This window comes from Pseudomonas sp. 28 E 9 (assembly GCF_900004785.1).
In the GTDB taxonomy this organism is placed as follows: domain Bacteria; phylum Pseudomonadota; class Gammaproteobacteria; order Pseudomonadales; family Pseudomonadaceae; genus Aquipseudomonas; species Aquipseudomonas orientalis_A.
Genome location: NZ_CVTK01000026.1, coordinates 85,308 through 106,930, shown reverse-complemented (window position 1 = coordinate 106,930; position 21,623 = coordinate 85,308). Strand labels below are relative to the sequence as shown.

General features: G+C 61.7%; 19 protein-coding genes. 8 read left to right on the top strand and 11 right to left on the bottom strand.

What is annotated here, in order from left to right:
* Positions 1-7 precede the first annotated feature (7 nt).
* Together pcaD and pcaC are read left to right on the top strand one after the other, a co-directional pair.
* Positions 8-799: a 3-oxoadipate enol-lactonase gene (pcaD, locus tag BFQ00_RS05185; protein ID WP_065932815.1), complete on the top strand. Its 792-nt coding sequence runs from the start codon at positions 8-10 to the stop codon at positions 797-799.
* A gap of 10 nt (positions 800-809) precedes the next feature.
* The gene (pcaC, locus tag BFQ00_RS05180; protein WP_065932814.1) at positions 810-1,205 is read left to right on the top strand and encodes a 4-carboxymuconolactone decarboxylase; all 396 of its coding nucleotides are present in this window, start codon (positions 810-812) and stop codon (positions 1,203-1,205) included.
* 170 nt (positions 1,206-1,375) lie between these two features.
* Here the strand turns inward: pcaC and BFQ00_RS05175 are convergent, their stop codons facing one another.
* The 7 genes from BFQ00_RS05175 to BFQ00_RS05145 form a co-directional block, all read right to left on the bottom strand.
* Complete coding sequence (locus BFQ00_RS05175; RefSeq protein WP_065932813.1) at positions 1,376-2,275, bottom strand: polysaccharide deacetylase family protein; 900 nt, start codon at positions 2,273-2,275, stop codon at positions 1,376-1,378.
* Between the two features lie 84 nt (positions 2,276-2,359).
* Positions 2,360-3,610 carry an OprD family porin gene (locus BFQ00_RS05170; protein ID WP_065932812.1) on the bottom strand — a complete coding sequence of 417 codons (1,251 nt, stop codon included), beginning with the start codon at positions 3,608-3,610 and terminating at the stop codon, positions 2,360-2,362.
* Between the two features lie 150 nt (positions 3,611-3,760).
* Positions 3,761-5,368, bottom strand: a complete 1,608-nt coding sequence (locus BFQ00_RS05165; protein ID WP_065932811.1) for a J domain-containing protein — start codon at positions 5,366-5,368, stop codon at positions 3,761-3,763.
* Positions 5,369-5,379: 11 nt separating this feature from the next.
* Positions 5,380-7,077 carry a molecular chaperone HscC gene (locus BFQ00_RS05160; protein WP_065932810.1) on the bottom strand — a complete coding sequence of 566 codons (1,698 nt, stop codon included), beginning with the start codon at positions 7,075-7,077 and terminating at the stop codon, positions 5,380-5,382.
* 164 nt (positions 7,078-7,241) lie between these two features.
* On the bottom strand, positions 7,242-8,699 hold the full coding sequence (gene adeC / locus BFQ00_RS05155; RefSeq protein ID WP_065932809.1) for an AdeC/AdeK/OprM family multidrug efflux complex outer membrane factor: 1,458 nt from the start codon (positions 8,697-8,699) through the stop codon (positions 7,242-7,244).
* Positions 8,696-11,857: an efflux RND transporter permease subunit gene (locus tag BFQ00_RS05150; RefSeq protein ID WP_065886173.1), complete on the bottom strand. Its 3,162-nt coding sequence runs from the start codon at positions 11,855-11,857 to the stop codon at positions 8,696-8,698. The genes adeC and BFQ00_RS05150 overlap by 4 nt, the downstream gene beginning before the upstream one ends.
* A gap of 3 nt (positions 11,858-11,860) precedes the next feature.
* A complete protein-coding gene (locus BFQ00_RS05145; RefSeq protein WP_065886174.1) occupies positions 11,861-13,006 on the bottom strand; it encodes an efflux RND transporter periplasmic adaptor subunit in 1,146 nt (381 codons plus the stop codon).
* Between the two features lie 286 nt (positions 13,007-13,292).
* On the opposite strand from BFQ00_RS05145, the gene BFQ00_RS05140 reads away from it, so the two are divergent.
* Entirely contained in the window at positions 13,293-13,925 is a 633-nt protein-coding gene (locus BFQ00_RS05140; protein WP_065886175.1) for a TetR family transcriptional regulator, read from the top strand.
* Between the two features lie 304 nt (positions 13,926-14,229).
* Here BFQ00_RS05140 and BFQ00_RS05135 read toward each other — a convergent pair whose 3' ends face one another.
* Both BFQ00_RS05135 and BFQ00_RS05130 read right to left on the bottom strand, forming a co-directional pair.
* Positions 14,230-15,285, bottom strand: coding sequence for an alkene reductase (locus tag BFQ00_RS05135; protein ID WP_065893431.1), 1,056 nt, complete (start codon positions 15,283-15,285; stop codon positions 14,230-14,232).
* Positions 15,286-15,417: 132 nt separating this feature from the next.
* Positions 15,418-15,738 (bottom strand): ArsR/SmtB family transcription factor, encoded by a 321-nt coding sequence (locus BFQ00_RS05130; RefSeq protein ID WP_065897035.1) that lies wholly within the window; start codon positions 15,736-15,738, stop codon positions 15,418-15,420.
* A 154-nt stretch (positions 15,739-15,892) separates the two neighbouring features.
* Here BFQ00_RS05130 and BFQ00_RS05125 point away from each other — a divergent pair, with 154 nt between their 5' ends.
* Entirely contained in the window at positions 15,893-16,477 is a 585-nt protein-coding gene (locus BFQ00_RS05125; protein WP_065932808.1) for an acyl carrier protein phosphodiesterase, read from the top strand.
* A gap of 112 nt (positions 16,478-16,589) precedes the next feature.
* Here the strand turns inward: BFQ00_RS05125 and BFQ00_RS05120 are convergent, their stop codons facing one another.
* Together BFQ00_RS05120 and olsB are read right to left on the bottom strand one after the other, a co-directional pair.
* A complete protein-coding gene (locus tag BFQ00_RS05120) occupies positions 16,590-17,381 on the bottom strand; it encodes a lysophospholipid acyltransferase family protein (RefSeq protein ID WP_065886187.1) in 792 nt (263 codons plus the stop codon).
* Positions 17,381-18,136, bottom strand: coding sequence for an L-ornithine N(alpha)-acyltransferase (gene olsB / locus BFQ00_RS05115; RefSeq protein ID WP_065886188.1), 756 nt, complete (start codon positions 18,134-18,136; stop codon positions 17,381-17,383). The genes BFQ00_RS05120 and olsB overlap by 1 nt, the downstream gene beginning before the upstream one ends.
* A 185-nt stretch (positions 18,137-18,321) precedes the next feature.
* Between olsB and BFQ00_RS05110 the strand changes: the two genes are divergently transcribed.
* From BFQ00_RS05110 to BFQ00_RS05095, 4 genes are all read left to right on the top strand, one after another.
* Entirely contained in the window at positions 18,322-19,395 is a 1,074-nt protein-coding gene (locus tag BFQ00_RS05110; RefSeq protein ID WP_065932807.1) for a serine hydrolase domain-containing protein, read from the top strand.
* On the top strand, positions 19,392-19,706 hold the full coding sequence (locus BFQ00_RS05105; RefSeq protein WP_065932806.1) for an amidase: 315 nt from the start codon (positions 19,392-19,394) through the stop codon (positions 19,704-19,706). Before BFQ00_RS05110 ends, BFQ00_RS05105 begins: the two co-directional genes overlap by 4 nt.
* A 171-nt stretch (positions 19,707-19,877) precedes the next feature.
* Positions 19,878-20,456, top strand: coding sequence for a YceI family protein (locus BFQ00_RS05100; protein WP_065932805.1), 579 nt, complete (start codon positions 19,878-19,880; stop codon positions 20,454-20,456).
* 1 nt (position 20,457) lies between these two features.
* Positions 20,458-21,615 carry a phospholipase D-like domain-containing protein gene (locus BFQ00_RS05095; RefSeq protein WP_065893438.1) on the top strand — a complete coding sequence of 386 codons (1,158 nt, stop codon included), beginning with the start codon at positions 20,458-20,460 and terminating at the stop codon, positions 21,613-21,615.
* The last annotated feature ends 8 nt before the right edge of the window (positions 21,616-21,623 follow it).

The following is a 21,623-nucleotide window of genomic DNA, read 5'->3' as shown; positions in this document are numbered from 1 at the left end:
GAACGCTGTGGCTTTCGTACAACTCGCCGAGGGCGACCTGCATTACCAACTCGATGGGCCCGCCGATGCACCGGTCCTGGTGCTGTCCAACTCCCTGGGTACTGACCTGCATATGTGGGACATCCAGGTGCCGGCGTTCACCCGGCATTTTCGCCTGCTGCGTTTCGATACCCGCGGCCATGGCAAATCCCTGGTCACCGAGGGTCCCTACAGCATCGAACAGTTGGGCCAGGATGTGCTGGCGCTGTTGGATACGCTGGGCATCCAGCGTGCCCATTTCTGTGGGTTGTCCATGGGCGGGTTGATCGGCCAATGGTTGGGCATCAATGCCGGCACGCGGCTCGATCGCCTGGTGGTCTGCAACACCGCTGCCAGGATCGGCACGCCTGAGGTGTGGAACCCGCGTATCGAAACGGTGTTGCGCGATGGCGCGGCGGCGATGGTTGCACTGCGTGATGCCTCGATTGCACGCTGGTTCACCGCCGATTTTGCCGCCGCCAACCCCCACCAGGCCGAGCAGATCACCGACATGCTCGCGGCCACCTCGCCCCAAGGCTATGCCGCCAACTGCGCGGCGGTGCGCGATGCGGATTTCCGTCATCAGTTGGCGTCGATCAAAGTGCCCACCCTGGTGATTGCCGGCACGGAAGACGCGGTGACACCCCCGGCCGGCGGTCACTTTATCCAGAACCATGTGAAGGGCGCCGAATACGCCGAGTTCTATGCGGCGCATCTGTCCAATGTACAAGCCGGCGCTGCGTTCAGCGACCGCGTGATTGAATTTCTGCTGGGTCGCTGAGGAGCTTTTCGTGGACGAGAAACAACGTTATGCCGAGGGGCTGCAAGTGCGCCGCGAAGTGCTGGGCGACGCCCATGTGGAGCGCAGCCTCAATGCCCTGACCGAGTTCAACAGCGAGTTTCAGGAGATGATCACTCGCCATGCCTGGGGTGATATCTGGACCCGCCCGGGTTTGCCACGGCACACCCGCAGCCTGATCACCATCGCGATGCTGATCGGCATGAACCGCACCGAAGAGTTGAAGCTGCATTTACGTGCCGCCGCCAGCAACGGCGTGACCCGCGCCGAGATCAAGGAAGTGCTGATGCAAAGCGCGATTTATTGCGGGATACCGGCGGCGAATGCGACGTTTCATCTGGCCGAGTCGGTGTGGGATGAGTTGGGTGTGGAGTCGCGCCAACCCTGAGTTGAAATACGCTCAAATGTGGGAGGGGGCTTGCCCTGATGCCGTCTGTAGGAGCGAGCTTGCTCGCGAAAAACTCACAGGCACCGCGTTCATTCAGAAAGTACGCGTTATCGTTGACGTTTTTCGCGAGCAAGCTCGCTCCTACAGGGGGTCTTCATTGACTGTAGAAGTCAGTTGGTATCTGCATCCCACAGCCAATTCCACACCCCCGGCAGATGCACCGGCTCGTTCACCTCCTTGACCGTGCGGGCCAGCGCCGCGCGTTGCAGGGTGGCAGTGTCGGTGTAGAAGGGCTCGGCGGCGGTCTTCAGGCCGTTGATGCGGGCGCTGTCCATCAGGATCTGCAGGTACTCCTGCAGATGCCGTGCGGTGTAGCGGTTGATGTCATGGAAGGTCACCACCACCGGTATCACGCCGTCCACCGTCGGCAACTCACCCAATGCGATGCGCTCACGCACCACTGACAGCTGCCGGTACAGGTTGGCGCGACGGCGTGGGCTGCCGTTGAAGCCCCAGATCTTGCCGTCGTTGGCACTCAGGTCGGTCAACAGCACCTGCATGCCGTGGCGTCGGTAGGCGGCGAACGTGCGGTGGTCGTAGTTCCAGAACGGTGGCCGCACCAGCAGGGGCGGCGTGCCGGTAATGGCGGCGATGTCCGCCGCGCCCTGGGTCAGGGTGCGTTCCAGCTCGGCGTCACTGAGCCAGCGATGATTGGTATGAAACGCCGTCGCCGTGTGGAAGGCCAGCACATGGCCCGCGGCGGACTCACGCACCATGGTCTTGCGGCCCCGCGCGCTGCCGCCTGAACGGGCGGCTTGGGTCTGTAGAAAGAACACCGCCTTGATCCCTGGCGATACCGGGTTATCGGCCAGATCGGCCACCACCGAACGGCTCGGGTTGTTGTAGCCCGAGGCGCTGGGGCCGTCATCGAAGGTCAGCAGGAAACGGATTGGCGCCCGGGCCTGCAGGCGTTGCTCGGTCTGCGGCGTCAGGGCGATGGGCGAGCCGATACAGCCGCCCAGGCTCAGGGCCAGGGCGAACAGTGCGATAGCGGAGGCGAAGGTTTTCATGCTGTGCGCGGGCTCGAATGAGAGGCCGCTGCTGGGGCGATCAGCAGCGGCAGGCGCGCACCATACAGTAACTGCGGCGCCGGTTTACAGCAGACTTATCGGGTAGCTGACGATCAACCGGTTTTCATCGAACTCATTGTTGCTGTAGTCACGCCGCATGCTGGAGTTGCGCCAGCGCAGGGTCAGGTTTTTCAGGCTGCCGCTTTGTACGGTGTAGCCCAATTCGCTTTCGCGCCCCCATTCCTTGCCGTCGGTCACCGTGCCGGTGTGCACGTTGCTGCCGCTGATATAGCGGTTCATCAGGGTAAGGCCCGGTACGCCAAGGGCGGCAAAGTTGTAGTCGTGGCGAACCTGCCAGGATTTTTCCTCGGCGTTGTCGTAGCTCGAGTTATAGCTGTCGTTGGCCAGGGTGCCGCCGCTGGTGCCGTTGACACGCATCCAGGCACTGTTGCCGGTGAGTTTTTGCAGGCCGACATAGAAGGTGTTGCCGCCGTAACGGGCGGAGAACAGGCCTGACCAGGTCTTGTTGTCCAGCTCACCTGCCCGGGCGCTGCCGTCGTCCTTGCCGTAGAAGAACCCGAGGTTGGCGCCCAGGGTCCAGTCGCCCACGGGCTGGCTGTGGATCAGATTGACGAACTGCTGGCGGTAGATGTCCTTGAGCTGGGCATTCCACACTCCGACTTGCGTGCGTTTGTCGTTGAAGGCGTATTCGGCGCCCTGGAAGTTGAAGCGATCGGACGTGAACGCGGTTTTGCCGGTCATCGACATGTCGCGCATGCTGCTGTCGTCCCGCGGGCTGTTGGCACGGAACTGGCCCCCGTAGAGGGTCAGTCCGTCGATTTCCCTGGAAGTGATCTGCCCGCCACGCAGGGTTTGCGGCAGGGAGCGGCCGTCGTCCGAGCGCAAAATCGGCAGCACCGGCATCCATTCGCCGACCTTGACTTCGGTCTTGGAGATCCGCGCCTTGAACGCGACCCCAAGCCGCCCGAAGTTGTCCGCCGGGCGACCGTCGCGGTCCAGCGGCAGCAGCTGGGTGCCACCGGTGCCGCGCCCGCCATCAAGCTTGAGCGAGTACAAACCCAGCACGTCGACACCAAAACCGACCGTGCCTTGAGTGAACCCGGACTTGGCGTCGAGAATGAAACTTTGCGTCCACTCCTGCGCGCCGCCCTGGGTTTTAGTCGGGTTGGTGTAATTGCGGTTGAAGAAGAAATTGCGCAGGTTGAGGTTGGCGCTGGCGTCTTCGAGAAAACCGTGTTCTTCGGCGACGACGGGCAGGGCAAGGCTGGCGACAGCGGTTGCCAGCAATAGCTGGCGCGGGTGGAACGTGCTCATGGTGTTGGACCTGTTGTTATTGGGGTTATGCAGGTGCGGGCCATGGTGCGGGGCGGTACGGGGGCGATGAAAGTGGGGGAGAGCGGGTTGTGTGCGATGATCGAACGCAAGTTGCGGGCCTGCGCAATACGCTCAGGCCCGAGCGTCTCGTTACCGTTTGGGCAGGTCGATATGGGACCATGGCACCGCTGGCAGGTAATGCTGCGCGGCGATGATCACCGCCACCATCACCACCAGGAATACCACTTGCAGCGGGCTCCAGAAGACCCAATGCAGGCCATTGAGCCACGGAAATTTCTGGCTTTTCTCACCCATGTGGCCGATGCGTTTGCTGTGCAGCAGGTTGATCAGCAGCATCCCGGCATACGTAATCGCTCCCAGAATGCCCAGTGCCAGCCCGCACACCGCGAGCATGGCCAATTGCGGGATGCCGTGGCGTAACACCAGCCAATACTGGTTGGGGTTGACGCGTTTAGGGATCAAATACTGGCTCAGCCACACGTCCGCAACTACAAAGGACGCACTCATCCCGGCCCACATCTGCGTGATCCGAAAGAAGACCGCAGCCGGCAAGATCGCCAATACCACTAAGATGAGTACGACCCCGAAGTCCAGCTTTTCGGTTTCAACGTGAACGAGGTTCAGGACAGCGGCCAAGGCAAAGATCGCCCAGAGCCGGATAAGCACATGGACGTAAATCGGTCGTGGGACGAATTTGCGCCAGAAGAACAGGTCGCTTTGGGGCAGGCGTTCGATCAACTGCGGATAACGCCAGGTCAGGGTTTCGCCCAGATGTTGGCAAGCGTTCCATTCGTTTTGGCCAAACCTGCCGATGATGCGCATCTGTTGGGTTGCGGTCATGGGCGTGAGCAACAAGCGCGCGGCCAGGGCGTCGGCGGAGGTGCGCCGGGTGTCCTGCGCTTTGTCTTGGAGGCTGATATAAAAGCTTTCCTGCTCGCAACGCGACACCAGGCTGCGCCACATCCACGCGGGTTCCGCAAACACGCCTTTCTGGTCGTCCCAGCCAAAGGCCTGGCATACGCGTTCAAACAGCGGCACGCTCCATTGGGTGTCGTGCAGCAGTTGCAGAATAATGTGTTGCCACTGTTGCTGCTGATCGAACACCCGCAGCCAGGCTTGCTCGTTGTAGTGCGTCAGTTGGGTGATGAACTCGCGCTCGGCCTTTTGCTCCAGCAGTTCCTGCAAGTTGAGGCGATAGTCCTGCAACAGCTCACTGGTCAGTGCATCGTGCTGCCATGGCGTCATGGCCACCCGTTGCCAGGGTGTCAGCCATTCCAGATGTTGCATCGCCCAACGGGTAATTGCACTGCGCTCGCCGGGGGCTTCAAAGCAGTGGCGCAGCAGGCCCGCCTGGAAGGCGTCGCTGCAGTCCTGTTGCCGGGCCTGGGCCCAGCGTTCATCGAGGTTGTTGGCGTTGAGGCCGGTGAGCAACCCGTGGACCGGGTCAGGTTTTGGCGCTTCAAAGGGCGCGGGGCTCAAGGGACGGACATCCATCAGCTCGGCCAAATCCTTGAGGTGGCTGTCGGTCTGTTCGACAACGGCAGTTGCGCGCTCTTGCTCTTCGTTGTCTGCACGCCAGCGTGCGTACCCCAATGCAGCCTCATAGGCTTCGCGCAGACGCTGGAACCCTTCGGGATCATCGTCCGGGCGGCAGCTTTTCAGCAGTCGCGCGTAGGTTCGCTTGATGGTCCGTTCGTCGGCATCGTCCGCCAATTGCAACACTGTCCAACAGTCCATGTGGATTTCCTTCAGCGCCAGAACCCGTTATCGAGTTGCTCAAGTTGTCGGGTCAGTTCGCTGCGGGCCTCACGTATGCGGCGCTCGTCCTGGGTGTCGAGCACTTGCTGAAACTGCGCGGCCCAGTGTCCGAGTTGCTCGCGCAGCTCGCCCAGGCTTTCCTGGTAGAGCCGTTCGAGGCGGGCGGTCAGCACGGTGTTGACCTGCTGGTCGCGCGGGTGAATTTTCAACAATGCCAACGCTTGCAGGCGTTGCTGGATTTCTTGCGGGCTGAGCACGCCAGGATTGTTTTCGATCACCAGCGAGTGCTGCTCGCCGGTCAGCGGAATGTTCACCTGGGCTTCGAGCAAACCGTTGTTGTCGTAGGTGAAGCGCACGTCCAGTGAAACTTCGCCAGCCTTGCGCTTGGGCACGGGGATTTCCAACTGGCCCAGTTCGATGTTGTCTTTCACCAGACGGCTTTCGCCTTGGTAGATTTTCAGCAGCACCCGGGGCTGGTCGTCGTAGAGCGTGACCACGCTTTTGACCCGGCTCACCGGCACGCTGCTGTTGCGTTCGATCAGCGGCAGGTAATGCCCGCTTTCGATATGGCCGCCGTACTGGTTCGAGGTTTCGATACCCAGGGTGTAGGGGCAGACGTCGGTCAGCACGATTTCTTCCAGTGCCGCCGAGCGGGCCTTGAGTGCGGCCTGGATCGCCGCGCCGTGGGCGACCACCTGGTCCGGGTCGAGGCTGATGGACGGGAAACGCCCGAACAAACCAGCGGCCAGTTTGCGCACCAGCGGCATGCGCGTGGTGCCGCCGACCAGCAGGATTTCATCCAGGTCACCGACCCGAATGCGTGCGTCCCGCAGGGCGCGTTCAATCGGTGCGCGCAGGCGTTCCAACAAGGGCGTGTAGAGCTTGGCGAGTTCGGCCTGGGTGATGGTTGTGACCCACTGTTGGCCATCGATACGCAGGGCGAACTCGGCGCTGTCGTCCTGGCCCAAGGCTTTGCGCACGCGCTCGGCTTCGCGACGCAGGGCTTGCAACACACTGCGGGTGGGCGGGAAACCCTGGGCATTGCGCTGGCTGTCGACGAAGTGTTCCAGCAACAACGTGTCGAAGTCTTCGCCGCCCAGGAAGTTGTCGCCGGCGCTGGCGCGTACTTCCATTACACCGTCGAACAGCTCGATGATCGACACGTCAAAGGTGCCGCCGCCGAGATCGAAAACCAGGAACGAGGTTTCCTTGTCACGCTGGTGCAAGCCATAAGCCAAGGCGGCGGCGGTGGGTTCGTTGATCAGTTTTTCAACATTGAGCCCCGCCAGTTCACCGGCAATGCGCGTGGCTTTGCGCTGGCCGTCGCTAAAGTAGGCGGGCACGCTGATCACCGCTTCGGTGACGGTTTGGCCATAGGTGCGCTCGATGTCTTCCTTGAGGCTTTTGAGGACCAGCGCCGACAGCTCTTCGGGGCGGAACGAGCGGTCGCCCAGGCGCACTTCGGTGGCACTGCCCATGTAGCGCTTGAACAGCGACGTGGTCAGGTGCGGGTGAGTATGCAGGCGTTCCTTGGCGGCTTGGCCCACCAGGATACGGCCTTGATCATCCAGGCCTACCACGCTTGGGGTCAGCAACCGGCCAAGGGCATTGGGCACCATTTCGGCGGCATCGCCGCGCCACACGGCGGCCAGGCTATTGGTCGTGCCCAGGTCAATGCCTACGATCATTACGACAAGCTCCCTCTGTGGTCTGTAAGAATCTGTTACCAATCTTACCCTGAAAGGTTGAAGGGAAGGCAAGCCAGCGCCCACCTTTGATTCGCAGGGGTTAGTGACATGGCAAAAAAAAACCGCTTCCGGTCAGGGAAGCGGTTTCATCTGCATCAGCGCGATCAGAACAACTTCAGCGCCGGTGCTTCTTCTTTCACCGGCTCGTTCCTGGCCGTCTGCTCGTTCCAGCCACCGCCGAGGGCCTTGTACAGGTTGACCTCGCTGGTCAGCTGCGCCAGGCGGTCGGTGATCAGCAATTGCTGGGCACTGAACAGTTGGCGCTGGGCGTCGAGGAAGGTCAGGTTGCTGTCGACACCAATGCGGTAGCGACGCTCGGCCAGGCGGTAGTAATCCTGGTTGGCGGCGACGAAGCCACGTTGGGCGTCCAGTTGCTGCTTGTAGGTCTCACGCGCGGCGAGGCCGTTGGAGACTTCCTGGAAGCCGGTCTGGATCGCCTTCTCGTAGTTGGCCACGTTGATCTCTTTCTGGATCTTCGAGTAGTCCAGGCTTGCGCGCAGGCTACCGGCATTGAAGATCGGGATGTTGATCTGCGGTGCGAACGACCAGGTGCCCGAGCCGCCCTTGAACAGGCCGCCCAGGTTCGGGCTGGCGGTACCGGCGCTGGCGGTCAGGCTGATGCTCGGGAAGAACGCCGCGCGGGCCGCACCGATATTGGCGTTGGCGGCCTTGAGGTTGTACTCGGCCTGAACGATGTCGGGACGCCGTTGCAGCAGGTCCGACGGCAGGCCGGCGGGGACTTCGCTGAGCAGGTCATCGGACAGTGGCTTGCTGGCGATATTCGCCGGCAGGCCGGTGCCCAGCAGCAGGGTCAGGCTGTTTTCATCCTGGGCCACCTGGCGCGTATAGCGGGCAAGCTGCACCCGGGCGTTCTCCACCGAAGTGCGCGCCTGGCTGAGGTCGAGGGCCGAAGCCACGCCGACTTCGTTGCTGCGCGAGGTCAGCTTGAAGCTCTGCTCGAACGCGCCGAGAGTGTCCTGGGTCAGCTTGAGCAGTTCCTTGTCGGCCTGCCAGGTCAGGTAGGCATTGGCCACACTGGCCACCAGGCTGATCTGGGTGCTGCGCCGCGCTTCTTCGGTGGCGAAGTACTTCTGCAATGCTTCTTCGCTCAGGCTGCGCACGCGACCAAACAGGTCCAGCTCATAAGCGCTGATCCCCAGGCCCGCCGAATACTGGCTGGAGATGCTCGATTCGCCGGTCTGCGACAGCCGCGCCGGAGTACGCGAGCGGGTGCCGCTGCCGGTGGCCGAGACGGCCGGGAACAGGTCGGCACGCTGGATCTGGTACTGCGCCGCATAAGCGTCGATGTTCAGGGCCGCGACGCGCAGGTCACGGTTGTTCACCAGCGCGGTCTGGATCAGTTGCTGCAGGGCAGGGTCATGGAAAAACTGCTTCCAGCCCTGCTCGGCGGCAGCCTGGCCCGGCGCCTGGGCCGACGAGTACGCCGGCCCCTGCGGGAACTGTGCCGCTACCGGCGCTTCGGGGCGCTGGTAGTCAGGGATAAGCGAGCAGCCACTGAGCACGAAGGCGGTGACGGCTAGGGAAAGTAGCGACTTGCTCATTGGCCAGCCTCTTTAGGAGTTTCAGTGGTGTGTTTCTTTTTGCGTTCGCCGGCCGAAGACACGGTTGCGTAGAACAGCGGCACCCAGAAGATCGCCAGAACCGTTGCGGTGATCATACCGCCGATCACACCGGTACCGATTGCATGCTGGCTGCCCGAGCCTGCACCGCTGGAAATCGCCAGCGGCAGTACGCCGAGCACGAACGCCATGGACGTCATGATGATCGGGCGCAGACGCATGCGGGACGCCTCGATGGCCGCCTCGACAATGCCCTTGCCTTGCTCGTGCAACTCCTTGGCGAACTCCACGATCAGGATCGCGTTTTTCGCCGCCAGGCCCACCGTGACCAGCAAGCCCACCTGGAAGAACACGTCGTTGGACAAGCCGCGCATGCTGGTGGCGATCAGTGCACCGATCACACCCAGCGGTACCACCAGGATCACCGCAATCGGGATCGACCAGCTTTCATACAGTGCCGCGAGACACAGGAACACCACCAGCAGCGACAAGGCATACAACGCAGGCGCCTGGGAGCCGGACAGACGTTCTTCGTACGACAGGCCCGTCCAGGCATAGCCGACGCCGGCCGGCAGTTCCTTGGCAATGCGCTCAACTTCCGCCATCGCGTCACCGGTACTGTAGCCAGGCGCCGGGGTGCCGAGGATTTCCATGGCCGCTACACCGTTATAACGCGAGAGCTTGGGCGAGCCGTAGATCCACTTGCCCGACGAGATGGCCGACAGCGGCACCATCTTCCCGGAGTCGGCGCGCACGAACCATTTGTCCAGGTCTTCCGGCGACATACGGCTGGCCGCATCACCCTGCACATACACCTTCTTCACCCGACCACGGTCGATGAAGTCGTTGATGTAGCTGCCGCCCAGCGCGATGGCCAGGGTCTGCTGGATGTCCGACAGGCTGATGCCCTGGGCGCTGGCTTTCTCGTCATCGACGGTCAGTTCATACTGCGGCTCATCGTTCACGCCGTTGGGGCGCACGCCTGCCAGTATCTTGCTTTGGGCCGCCGCACCGAGGAACTGGTTACGCGCTGCCATCAGCTTGTCGTGGCCGACGCCACCCTGGTCTTGCAGGAACACGTCGAAGCCGGTGGCGTTACCCAGTTCCAGAACCGAAGGCGGCACGATGGCAAATACCATGGCGTCCTTGAAGGCCCCGAAGAAGTAACCCTGGGCCCGCTTGGCCACTTCGAATACCGACTGCGACGAATCACGCTCGTCCCACGGCTTGAGCATCACGAATGCAAGGCCCGAGCTCTGGCCGCGACCGGCGAAGTTGAAACCGTTCACGGTAAATACCGACTTCACGGCCTTGCCTTCGCCTGGCTCGCCTTCCTTGTCATGCAGCAGGAAGGCGCGCATGTCGTCGATGACTTTTTGCGTACGCTCGGCCGAGGCGCCCACGGGGGTCTGTACCTGGGCAAAGATCACGCCCTGGTCTTCTTCAGGCAGGAACGCGCTCGGAATACGGGTGAACATCCAGATCATGCCGGCCAGGATCAGCGCATACACGATGAAAGCCGGGATCTTGTGCTTGATCATCCCGCCCACGCCGCGCTCGTACTTGAGTACGCCGCTGTCGAAGGTGCGGTTGAACCAGCCGAAGAAGCCGCGCTTGGGTTGGCCGTGCTTTTCCGGATCGATCGCCTTGAGCATGGTGGCGCACAGGGCCGGGGTGAAGATCAGGGCAACCAGTACCGACAACGCCATCGCCGACACAATGGTGATGGAGAACTGACGGTAGATCACGCCGGTGGAGCCGCCGAAGAAGGCCATCGGCAGCAATACCGCCGAGAGTACCAGGGCAATACCCACCAGGGCGCCCTGGATCTGGCCCATGGACTTGATGGTCGCTTCCTTGGGCGACAGGTGCTCCTCGGCCATGACCCGTTCGACGTTTTCCACCACGACGATGGCATCGTCCACCAGCAGGCCGATGGCCAGGATCATGCCGAACATGGTCAGGGTGTTGATGGTGAAACCGAACGCCGCCAGGATTCCGAACGTACCCAGCAATACCACCGGTACGGTCATGGTGGTGATGATGGTGGCGCGGAAGTTCTGCAGGAACAGGAACATCACCAGGAACACCAGCACGATCGCTTCGACCAGGGTGTGAACCACACCGGAGATCGACTCGGTCACTACCGGGGTCGTGTCGTACGGCACCACGGCTTTCATGCCGGGCGGGAAGAACGGTTCCAGGGACGCCACGGTGGCGCGGATCGCTTTACCGGTGTCCAGGGCGTTCGCCCCGGCGGCCAGCTTGATCGCCATACCGGACGCCGGCTTGCCGTTGAATTGCGCGCTGATGCTGTAGTTCTGGCCGCCCAGTTCAATACGCGAAACGTCGCCCAGGCGCACCTGCGAGCCGTCGGGATTCACTTTCATCAGGATCTTGGCGAATTCTTCGGCGCTTTGCAGACGCGTCTTGCCGATGATGGTGGCGTTCAATTGAGTGCCGGGCAGGGCAGGCAGACCGCCCAGTTGGCCGGTGGCCACCTGCACGTTCTGGGCCTTGATGGCGTTGCTGACATCCACCGGGGTGAGCTGGAAGTTGTTCAGCTTGGCCGGGTCGAGCCAGATACGCATGGCGTACTGCGAACCGAAGACCTGGAAGTCACCCACACCCGAGGTACGGGAAATCGGGTCCTGGATGTTGGACACGATGTAGTTGGAGAGGTCGTCCTTGGTCATGCTGCCGTCTTCCGACACCAGACCGATCACCATCAGGAAGTTCTTCACCGACTTGGTCACGCGGATACCCTGCTGCTGCACTTCCTGCGGCAGCAGTGGGGTCGCCAGGTTCAGCTTGTTCTGCACTTGAACCTGGGCGATGTCCGGGTTGGTACCCTGGTTGAACGTCGCGGTGATGGTCATGCTGCCGTCGGAGTTACTGTCCGAGGCCACATAGCGCAGGTTGTCGATACCATTGAGTTGTTGCTCGATCACCTGCACCACGGTGTCCTGCACGGTTTGTGCGGACGCGCCTGGGTAGGTCACCTGGATATCAATGGCGGTTGGCGCAATGGCCGGGTATTGGTTGATGGGCAGCTTCAGGATCGACAGTGCCCCGACCAGCATGATCACCAGGGCAATTACCCAGGCGAAAATGGGACGGTCGATAAAAAATTTCGACATGGATTACTCCCCTTTGCCGGCAGCGGCAGCAGGAGCGGCAGAACCGGCGGGCTTGGCGTTGCCGGCTTCGGTGACTTTCACCTCGGCGCCCGGCTTGACGTACTGCAAGCCTTCGGTGATGACGCGATCGCCCGCGTTGAGGCCTTTCTCCACCAGCCAATAGGCGCCGGCGGTGCGGTTGGCCACCAGTTCACGCTGCTCGACCTTGTTGTCGGCATTGACGATCAGGGCCGTCGGAGTGCCCTTGAGGTCACGGGTCACGCCCTGTTGCGGCGCGAGAATGGCCTTGCTGTTCACACCAGCTTGCAGTTGGGCGTGCACGAACATACCCGGCAGCAGCACATGGTTGGGGTTGGGGAACACGGCGCGCAGGGTCACGGAACCGGTGGTCTGGTCGACCGACACTTCAGAGAACTCCAGTTTGCCTTGCTGGCCGTAGTCGCTGCCGTCTTCCAGGGTCAGCTTGACCATGGCGGCGTTGTCGCCGGATTTTTGCAGTTGGCCGCTTTCCAGGTCACGACGCAGTTTCAGCATTTCGGCCGAGGACTGGGTGACGTCAACGTAGATCGGGTCCAACTGCTGGATCACCGCCATGGCATCGGCCTGGCCGTTGCTGACCAATGCGCCTTCGGTCACTGCAGAACGGCCGATACGCCCGGAAATCGGCGCGAACACTTTGGTGTAGCGCACATTGATCTGCGCACTCTGCAGGTCGGCCTCGGCGGTCATGCGGTCGGCGACGGCGGTGTCGTACTCCTGACGGCTGACGGCTTGCTCATCGACCAGTTGCTTGTAGCGATCGGTGATCGATTTGGTCTGCGTCAGCTTGGCCTGGGCGCTCTTGAGCGTGGCTTCATACACCGATGGATCGATCTGGTAGAGCTGCTGCCCTTCCTTCACGTCGGCGCCTTCCTTGAACAGGCGCTTGAGAATGATGCCGTTCACCTGCGGGCGCACTTCGGCAATGCGGAAGGCCGTGGTGCGGCCCGGCAGCTCGGTGGTCAGGGTAAAGGCTTGCGGTTGAATGGTGACCACGCCGACCTGAGGGGTTTGAGCGGGCGGAGCCGCTTCTTCCTTTTTACATCCGCTGAGCAGCGATGCCAGGGCGACGGCAGTGACCAGAGCGGTAACAGCTGGCTTAAGTTGCATGAAGATCCTCGGGTCAGGCGCGCAGAGTGCGCACAAGAAGTGTGGAAGGGTAAAAAACAAGCCGTGAGTAGATAAGTAGCTTGCTACGCAATATACTTACGTTCATGGTTGTTTGTAAACTCTTGACAGGCAGGGCGGAATGTTGACAAAGCAGCGCCCAAAGCCTCGATTTTAGTACGTTCGGCGCCCATGACGGTGTCGTCCCACAATTATTCAGATGATCGTTCACGTCTATTAACGTTGCGTTAACGATAGTCCCCAGTGTTCTGATTGAGGTTTTACTGCCATGGTTCGTCGCACCAAAGAGGAAGCTCAGGAAACGCGCAGCCAGATCCTCCAAGCCGCCGAGCAAGCCTTCTATGAACGTGGCGTTGCACGGACCACGCTGGCGGACATCGCCGCCCTGGCCGGCGTGACGCGCGGTGCCATCTACTGGCATTTCAGTAACAAGTCCGATTTGCTGCAGGCCCTGCTCGACACGCTGCACGAACCCCTGGACGAATTGGCCCGGGCGAGTGAAAGCGAGGATGAAGTCGATCCATTGGGGTGCATGCGCAAACTGCTGATTCATCTCTATCATCAAGTGGCCCTGGACCCGAAAACCCGGCGCATCAACGAGATCCTGTTTCATAAGTGCGAGTTCACCGATGAAATGTGTGACATGCGCCGCCAGCGCCAGGCCCATAGCCTGGAGTGCAACCTGCGTATCGGCCTGACGTTGCGTAACGCGGTGCATCGCGGGCAATTACCGGAAAGTCTCGATACCAACCGTGCTGCGGTGTGCATTCATGCCTACATCCACGGCCTTATCGGCCAGTGGCTGCTGGTGCCTGAAAGCTTTCAACTGCATCAGGACGCCGAGCGCTGGGTGGACGCGGGGCTGGACATGCTGCGCCTGAGTCCGAGCCTGCGCAATTGAGACAAAATGCGTAATTGCGACCAGTTGTGTCAACAGTAAAGCCCAAGGACGGTCAATCGTCCTTTTGCCTGAATTGTGGGGTGACTTTATATACGGGCTGGCGGGCGGTTGATAGGTAGCCGCCTAAGTATTTTGTAGCGATATTGTTGCGGTTCTGTGAAGTGATGTTTCCAAGACGAAACATGCGGTTAAAAATGTGGGAGGGGGCTTGCTCCCGATGGCGGTGTGTCAGTCACTGATGGGTTGACTGAACCACTGCTATCGGGGGCAAGCCCCCTCCCACATTGGTTTGTGTTTCAGTTAATTAGATCGGCAGGGTTGGGTAGTCGATATAGCCGACCGGGCCTTTGCCGTAGAAGGTTTCCGGGTGCGGCTCGTTCAGCGGCGCATCGGCCTTCAGGCGTGCCGGCAGGTCCGGGTTGGCAATGAACGGTATGCCGAAGGCCACCGCATCGGCCTTGCCGGCGGCCAGCCAGGCGTTGGCACTGTCTTTGGTGAAGCGTTCGTTGGCGATGTACATGCCGCCGAAGGCTTTTTTCAGTTGCGGGCCGAGGCTGTCGGCGCCTTCTTTTTCACGGGAACAGATGAAGGCGATGCCACGTTTGCCCAGTTCGCTGGCGACATAGGTGAAGGTTTCCGCCAGGTTGTCATCGCCCATGTCGTGGGCGTCGGCACGCGGTGCCAGGTGCACGCCCACGCGGCCGGCGCCCCAGACTTCGATGGCAGCGTCGGTCACTTCCAGCAACAGGCGCGCACGGTTTTCCAGAGAGCCGCCGTACTGGTCGGTGCGCTGGTTGGTGCTGCTTTGCAGGAACTGGTCGAGCAGGTAGCCATTGGCACCGTGGATTTCCACGCCGTCAAAGCCTGCGGCCTTGGCGTTTTCGGCGCCGGTGCGGTAAGCGTCGACGATGTCGGCGATTTCAGCGGTTTCCAGGGCGCGCGGGGTGGGGTAGTCGGCCAGCGGGCGCACCAGGCTGACGTGGCCTTTGGCCTGGACCGCACTCGGTGCCACCGGGGCCTCGCCATTGAGGTACGACTCATGGGAAATGCGGCCGACGTGCCACAGTTGCAGGAAGATCTTGCCGCCAGCGCCGTGCACGGCCTTGGTGATGTTGGCCCAGCCACGCACCTGGTCGTTGGACCAGATGCCCGGCGTGTCCGGGTAACCCACGCCCATTGGCGTCACGGAGGTGGCTTCGCTGAGAATCAGCCCGGCGGATGCGCGTTGCACGTAATACTCGGCCATCAGCGCATTGGGCACGCGGCCGGCGTCGGCACGGCAGCGGGTCAGCGGCGCCATGATGATGCGGTTCGACAGTTCCAGGTCGCCCAGTTTTATCGGATCAAAAATAGTCGTCATGGGAAAGTACCTTCTCTTCAAGTTGATCAGTTGGTCGCGGGGGCCAGGTCGGCATTGCCGGTCTGGCGGAAAGTAGTCAGGGTCACCAGCAGCGCGAGAATCATCAGCAATGAGAGCGGCATTTTCGGCTCCTTATTGCGGCGCAGGGGCGCTGAGTTCGCTGATGAGCGCTGCGAGGAAGGCTTGGATCGTTTCTTCGTTGCGTCTGAAAAAGTGCCACTGTCCGGCTTTCTGGCTGGTGATCAGGCCCGCCCGTTGCAAGGTCGCCAGGTGGGCCGACACGGTCGACTGGGACAAGCCGCAGCGCTGGTCGATCTGCCCGGCGCAGATGCCGTATTCGTGGTTGTGCAGTTGTTCGGGAAACTGCACTTTCGGGTCTTTCAGCCAGGTAAGGATGTCTCGTCGTACTGGGTGGGCCAGGGCTTTTATTATTTCGTCGAGGTCGATGGACATGGCAGGGGCTCGGTGTCGTAAAACGTTATATCGCGATGAGGCGAACTTTAAATCGTCATATCCCGATATACAAATATGATTTTGGTCTGATATCTGCACGAATCGGTATATCGGGTTATAACGATATGTCGGTCGCAGTGGTAGACTGCGCGCCATGAATTATCTCGCACATCTGCACCTGGGCGGCCAACTGCCTGCGCAATTGCTGGGCAGCCTGTATGGCGATTTCGTCAAGGGCCGCCTGCAGGGCCAGTTCAACCCGCAAATCGAAGCGGCGATCCAGTTGCATCGCTCCATTGACCGTTTCACCGACAGCCACCCGTTGGTAGGGGCGGCGTTGTCGCGCTTCAGCCTGACCCGCAGGCGCTATGCCGGGATCGTGCTCGACGTGTTTTTCGACCATTGCCTGGCGCGGGATTGGGCGCTGTATGCCGACCAGCCCCTGGAGCGCTTCACTGCGCAGGTGTACCGCGTGCTCGCCGCAGAACCTGCGTTGCCGGGGCGGCTGGCGCAGATTGCGCCGTATATGGCGGCGGATGACTGGTTGGGGTCTTATCGTGAGTTTGCGGTGATGGAGCCGGTGTTGCGCGGGATTTCGCGGCGGCTGACGGATCCAGAGGCGCTGGGATTTGCGATGCAGGAGTTGCGCGAACTCTATGAGCCTTTGAGTGAAGATTTCCGGGTTTTCTACCCCGAATTACAGAGCTTTGCACGTATCCAGCTGACCACTGAGGTCTAAATGTGGGAGGGGGCTTGCCCCCGATGGCGGTGTGCCAGTCACTGTATGTAGTGACTGAATCACTGCTATCGGGGGCAAGCCCCCTGCCACATTTGGAGTGTGTTCACAGCATTCAGGCAGCGAACGCTGGTCGCACATGCGCCTGCTCACTCTCCGGCAATGGCCCGAACAACGCCTTCTGCACCGCCTGCTGCGCCTGATACGCCAGTGCCGCGCGCTCCTGCCCGGCGCAGGCAATCGGCTTGAGCAGATGAATCTCCACATCGCCCTGGTCATTGGCGAACAGCCGCATCAGGTGCGACAGCAAGTCATCATCGCCGATGAACGGCGCCAGTGAGTCCACCTGACCGTCGCGCAGATACCGTATCGCCACCGGTTGCAGTGACACATCCGCATCGATCGCACTGGCCAGCAAGCGCCCGTGAAACGTGCGCAGGCTGCGTCCGTCGGTGGTGGTGCCTTCCGGAAACATCAGCAGCGGGTGACGTTGTTCCAGATGACGGGTCATCTGCTTGCGGATCAACTGGCTGTCACCTGAACCGCGACGAATGAACAGGCTGCCGGCCTTGGCCGCTAACCAGCCGGCCACCGGCCAGGTGCGCACTTCGGCTTTGGACAGAAACGACAGTGGGGTGACCATGCCCAGCAGCGGAATATCCGTCCAGGACACATGATTACTCACCCACAGCATCGGCGTTTGCGGCAGCTCGCCGTGCACCGTCACGCGAAAGGGCAGGGCATTGGTCAGCCGGGCCATGAAGAACCGCGACCACCGCTGGCGCCGCACCATTGAGTTGGCCACCCCCAGGCGCTCGAACAGGCCAAACACACTGGCCATGCTCAGGCCCAGCGCCACCACCAGCAGGACGCGGGCGATGCGCCCGTACACGCGCAGGCGATCCATCACATCGCCGCCTTGAAGTGGCGCGCGTAGCGCGGGCACAACTGATCGCGCTTGAGCAGGATGAACACATCGGCCACCTGGAAATCTTCGTCCCAGCACGGTTCGCCGCAGATCTTCGCGCCCAGTCGCATATAGGCCTTGAGCAGCGGCGGCATTTCGGCGATGACGTTGGAGGGCAGGTCCAGGGCCGGCAGGGGTTTCTTCGGTTCGGCGCGCAGGTGCTCGTTGCACAGGTAGCGCTCGCGCAGACGCTGCATGATTGCGTGGGCCTGGATGCCGCCATCGTGCATGGGGATACTCGCGCAGCCCATCAGGTAGCTGTAGCCACCCTGGTTGAGCACCTCGGCCAACTCCCCCCACAACACCGCGATGGTGCCGCCGTTGCGGTAGGCCGGGTCGACGCAGGTGCGGCCGATTTCCAGGATCGGGCCCTGCAAGTGCAGCAAGCCATGCAGGCTGAACTCTTCCTCGCTGTAGAACCGGCCCAGGGTGCTGGCGGCCTGGTGGTCGAGCAAACGCGTGGTAGCGACGAGTCGACCGCTGTTCAAATCCCGCACGCCGATGTGGCTGCAGTGAACATCATAGTCATCCATGTCCAGACCCAGTTCCGCGCCTTTCAGCTTGGCGTTGAACTCGCCGCTGAACACGTTGAACCGCAGGGCCTGGGCTTCCTGCAAGGCCTGTGCGCCTACCAGGCGTTCGGCTTGCAGGCGGCGTTCATTGCCTTTGTCGCTGATGCGGGCGATCTGAGTCATAGCGAGTCTCCGAGTGCCGGCCAGGTTGCGGCCAGTCGACTTTGTTGTCCAAAGTCAGGCTATGTAGCCTCGGTGTCATCTCCATGAAGTTACGGTGACGGTTGGGTGACAAGCCTCATGTCGCAAATCTGTCATGGGCCTGCGCTAGGCTCGCGGGCTTGAATGCCCCCCTTGAGTTTGTGCCCATGGTCCGAGGCCTGTTGTGCGTTGTTGTGCTGTTCGTCACCGTTACTGCCCGCGCCGAAGTCTGGCCCGAAAAGGAGTGGGCCCTGGGCACACCCCTGGCAGGTCCCGCCTTCGATGCGCTGAACGCCTACGCTTTCCCGCCCCGTGACGACACCACCCGCCAAGGCATTCGCACCGACGCGCTGCTGGTTATTCGTGATGGCGTGATCATCTATGAACGCTACGCCGCACCCACCACCGTCAGCACCCCGCACCTGACCTGGTCGGTGAGCAAAAGCCTGATGGCCACGGTGCTCGGTGTGGCCTACGGTGAAGGGCGCTTCAAGCTCACCGACCCCGTTGCGCGCTTCTATTCGCCGATGAAACAGCACCCCAAGGTCAGCATGGCCGACTTGCTGCATTGGGCTTCGGGGTTGGATTGGCAGGAGGACTATGAATACGCCCCGTTGAAGTCTTCTGTGGTGGCGATGCTTTACACCCGCGGGCATGGCGATATGGCGCAATTTGCCGCCGATACCGAGGCCGCCGCCGAACCCGGCCAGGCGTTTCACTATTCCAGCGGCGACAGCAACATTCTATCCGCTGCGCTTAAAGGGATGCTCGGCCACAAGGCGTACATGAGCTATCCGTGGGATGCGCTGTTCAAGCCATTGGGCATTCGCAACGCGACGTGGGAAACCGATGCCGACGAAACCTTCGTCGCCTCGTCCTACGCCTACCTCACCGCTCGCGACCTGGCGCGGGTCGGCTTGCTGATGGCCCGGGACGGACGCTGGGGCGAGCAACAGTTGCTGCCCAAAGCGTGGGTGGCCTTCAATCGGCAGCCATTCGACAAATACAAAGCGGGCCAGGATGACGCTGTGCCCGGCGGCCAATGGTGGCTCAACAAGGGCGCGCCCCAGCCCTGGCCCGACGCGCCGGCCGACACCTTCGCTGCACTGGGGCATTGGGGCCAGGCACTGTTTGTACTGCCCGACGAACACCTGGTGATCGTGCGCTACGGCGATGACCGCGACGGCAGCTACCGGCATAACGAACTGCTCAAGCGCGTGCTGGCGGCGGTGCGGTCATGATTGGCCGTCGCCCGTTTACCAGCCTGTTTGTGCTGCTGTTGCTCGCCCTGCTGGGCTGGATCTGGCACGAGCGCGTCAACCTGCAAGCCTTCCCCGACATCATCGCGGCGTACACGGCCAAGGAGTATTGCTCGTGCCGGTATGTGCAGAACAACCCGGCGCAGTATTGCCTGGGGTATGTGAAGCAGTACGTGCCGACCAGTGCGTTTGTCGACACGCCGGAGCGTAGTGAAGTGACGGCGAGTGGGTTGGGGCGTACGCATACGGCGCGGTGGTTAGGTGATCGCCAAGGCTGCCGCCTCAACCCCTGACACACCAAAAATTCTCTGTGGGAGGGGGGCTTGCCCCCGATGGCAGAGTGTCAGTCACTGGATGTGTTGCTGATCCACCGTCATCGGGGGCAAGCCCCCTCCCACATTGGATTTGCGCCGCTTGGGAGATTGCGCTTAAGGTTCGCTCAGGTTTTTCCCCGCGAGTCTTCAATGTCAATCAAACCCTTGGCCTTCGCCCTCTTGGCCGCCGTAGCCGTGCCTGCCCACGCCGACTGGTACCTGGATAACGAATCCTCACGCCTGTCCTTTGTCACCACCAAAAATACCGAGATTGCCGAAGTGCACCGCTTCCTGGTGCTGCACGGCAAGGTCGACGGCCAGGGCGCGGCCCAGGTGCAGGTGGAGCTGGAGTCGATCAACAGTGGTATCCCGCTGCGTGACGAGCGCATGCGTAAGGAGCTGTTTCAGATCAAGCAGTTTCCCGAAGCGTTGATCAGCACGCAGATCAACCTGCAACCGATCAATGACTTGGCGTCCGGCGCGCAATTGGAATTGCGCCTGCCGCTGAGCATTACCTTGCATGGCAAGACCCATACCTACAACGCCGAGCTGTTGGCCACGCGTCTGGATGACCGGCGCTTTCAGGTCGTGACCCTGGAGCCGGTGGTGGTGCGCGCCGAAGATTTCGAGCTGCAACCCGGTGTGGCCGCGTTGCGCAAGGCGGCGGGGTTGAAGTCGATCAGTTTGTCGGTGCCGGTGGGTGCGGTACTGATCTTCACGGCGCGCTGACATGGGCGGCGCGGTGTTCCCGTGGCGCAGCGCCAACCGTTTCGAGCTGTTGATCGACGGACCGAATTTTTTCCCGCAGATGCTGGTGGGCATCGCCCGCGCCGAGCGGCAGGTGGATCTGGAACTGTACCTTGTAGAAGCCGGGGCCTGTGCCGAAGCGATGGTGCAGGCCCTGGTGCTCGCGGCCGAGCGCGGGGTGCAGGTGCGCTGCCTGTTCGATGATTACGGCAGCCTGGCGTTTACCCTCGGGCTGCGCAAGCGCTTGACCGACGCGGGGGTGCAGCTGCGTTTCTACAATCGCCTGAGCTGGCGACGCTGGATGCGCAACCTGTACCGCGACCACCGCAAGCTGTTGCTGATCGACCAGGACGTCGCGGTGATCGGCGGGACCGGCGTTACCGATGAGTTCTGGACGCCGGGGCAAGATACGGCCGACTGGCATGAAGTGATGGTGCAGATCAGTGGCCCGCTGGTGCTGGACTGGCAGGCCCTGTTCGACCGCCAATGGCACGCCAACGCGGCACGTCGGGAATGGAAACCGGCGACCCATTTCGGTTTGCCGCGCTTGCCCAAGGTGCCTGCCACCGGGCCGGGGCTTGGCCGCGTGGCGTATGCCGACGCCCGTCAGCACCGCGATATCCTGCAATCGCTGATCCGCGCCCTGAACAGCAGCAAGACCCGTATCTGGCTGGCCACGCCGTATTTCCTGCCCACCTGGAGCGTGCGCCGCGCCTTGCGCCGGGCGGCCGGGCGCGGTGTGGATGTGCGTTTGCTGCTCACCGGCCCGCGCACCGATCACCCGTCGGTGCGCTACGCCGGCCATCGTTATTACCCGCGTCTGCTGCGTTCAGGCGTGCAGATATTTGAATACCAGCCGTGCTTTTTGCACCTGAAGATGGTGCTGGTGGATGACTGGGTCAGTATTGGCTCGTGCAATTTCGACCACTGGAATCTGCGCTTCAATCTGGAAGCCAACCTGGAAGCGCTGGACCCTGAATTGACGCAGGCGGTGGCGGGCAGTTTCGAGCGTGATTTTGCGCAAAGCCAGGCGGTGAGCCTGGAGGCGTGGAAGGCGCGGCCATTGTGGCGGCGGGTGAAGCAGCGGGTGTGGGGCTGGATTGATCGGTTGGTGGTGAACCTTCTCGACCGGCGCGGCTAGTCGAATCA

Excerpts from the sequence above, each read along its gene's own strand:
- BFQ00_RS05175 (WP_065932813.1), bottom strand. The coding sequence starts at position 2,275 with ATGAAAACCTTCGCCTCCGCTATCGCACTGTTCGCCCTGGCCCTGAGC.
- BFQ00_RS05170 (WP_065932812.1), bottom strand. The coding sequence starts at position 3,610 with ATGAGCACGTTCCACCCGCGCCAGCTATTGCTGGCAACCGCTGTCGCC.
- BFQ00_RS05165 (WP_065932811.1), bottom strand. The coding sequence starts at position 5,368 with ATGGACTGTTGGACAGTGTTGCAATTGGCGGACGATGCCGACGAACGG.
- BFQ00_RS05160 (WP_065932810.1), bottom strand. The coding sequence starts at position 7,077 with ATGATCGTAGGCATTGACCTGGGCACGACCAATAGCCTGGCCGCCGTG.
- adeC (WP_065932809.1), bottom strand. The coding sequence starts at position 8,699 with ATGAGCAAGTCGCTACTTTCCCTAGCCGTCACCGCCTTCGTGCTCAGT.
- BFQ00_RS05150 (WP_065886173.1), bottom strand. The coding sequence starts at position 11,857 with ATGTCGAAATTTTTTATCGACCGTCCCATTTTCGCCTGGGTAATTGCC.
- BFQ00_RS05145 (WP_065886174.1), bottom strand. The coding sequence starts at position 13,006 with ATGCAACTTAAGCCAGCTGTTACCGCTCTGGTCACTGCCGTCGCCCTG.
- BFQ00_RS05140 (WP_065886175.1), top strand. The coding sequence starts at position 13,293 with ATGGTTCGTCGCACCAAAGAGGAAGCTCAGGAAACGCGCAGCCAGATC.
- BFQ00_RS05135 (WP_065893431.1), bottom strand. The coding sequence starts at position 15,285 with ATGACGACTATTTTTGATCCGATAAAACTGGGCGACCTGGAACTGTCG.
- BFQ00_RS05130 (WP_065897035.1), bottom strand. The coding sequence starts at position 15,738 with ATGTCCATCGACCTCGACGAAATAATAAAAGCCCTGGCCCACCCAGTA.
- BFQ00_RS05125 (WP_065932808.1), top strand. The coding sequence starts at position 15,893 with ATGAATTATCTCGCACATCTGCACCTGGGCGGCCAACTGCCTGCGCAA.
- BFQ00_RS05120 (WP_065886187.1), bottom strand. The coding sequence starts at position 17,381 with ATGGATCGCCTGCGCGTGTACGGGCGCATCGCCCGCGTCCTGCTGGTG.
- olsB (WP_065886188.1), bottom strand. The coding sequence starts at position 18,136 with ATGACTCAGATCGCCCGCATCAGCGACAAAGGCAATGAACGCCGCCTG.
- BFQ00_RS05110 (WP_065932807.1), top strand. The coding sequence starts at position 18,322 with ATGGTCCGAGGCCTGTTGTGCGTTGTTGTGCTGTTCGTCACCGTTACT.
- BFQ00_RS05105 (WP_065932806.1), top strand. The coding sequence starts at position 19,392 with ATGATTGGCCGTCGCCCGTTTACCAGCCTGTTTGTGCTGCTGTTGCTC.
- BFQ00_RS05100 (WP_065932805.1), top strand. The coding sequence starts at position 19,878 with ATGTCAATCAAACCCTTGGCCTTCGCCCTCTTGGCCGCCGTAGCCGTG.
- BFQ00_RS05095 (WP_065893438.1), top strand. The coding sequence starts at position 20,458 with ATGGGCGGCGCGGTGTTCCCGTGGCGCAGCGCCAACCGTTTCGAGCTG.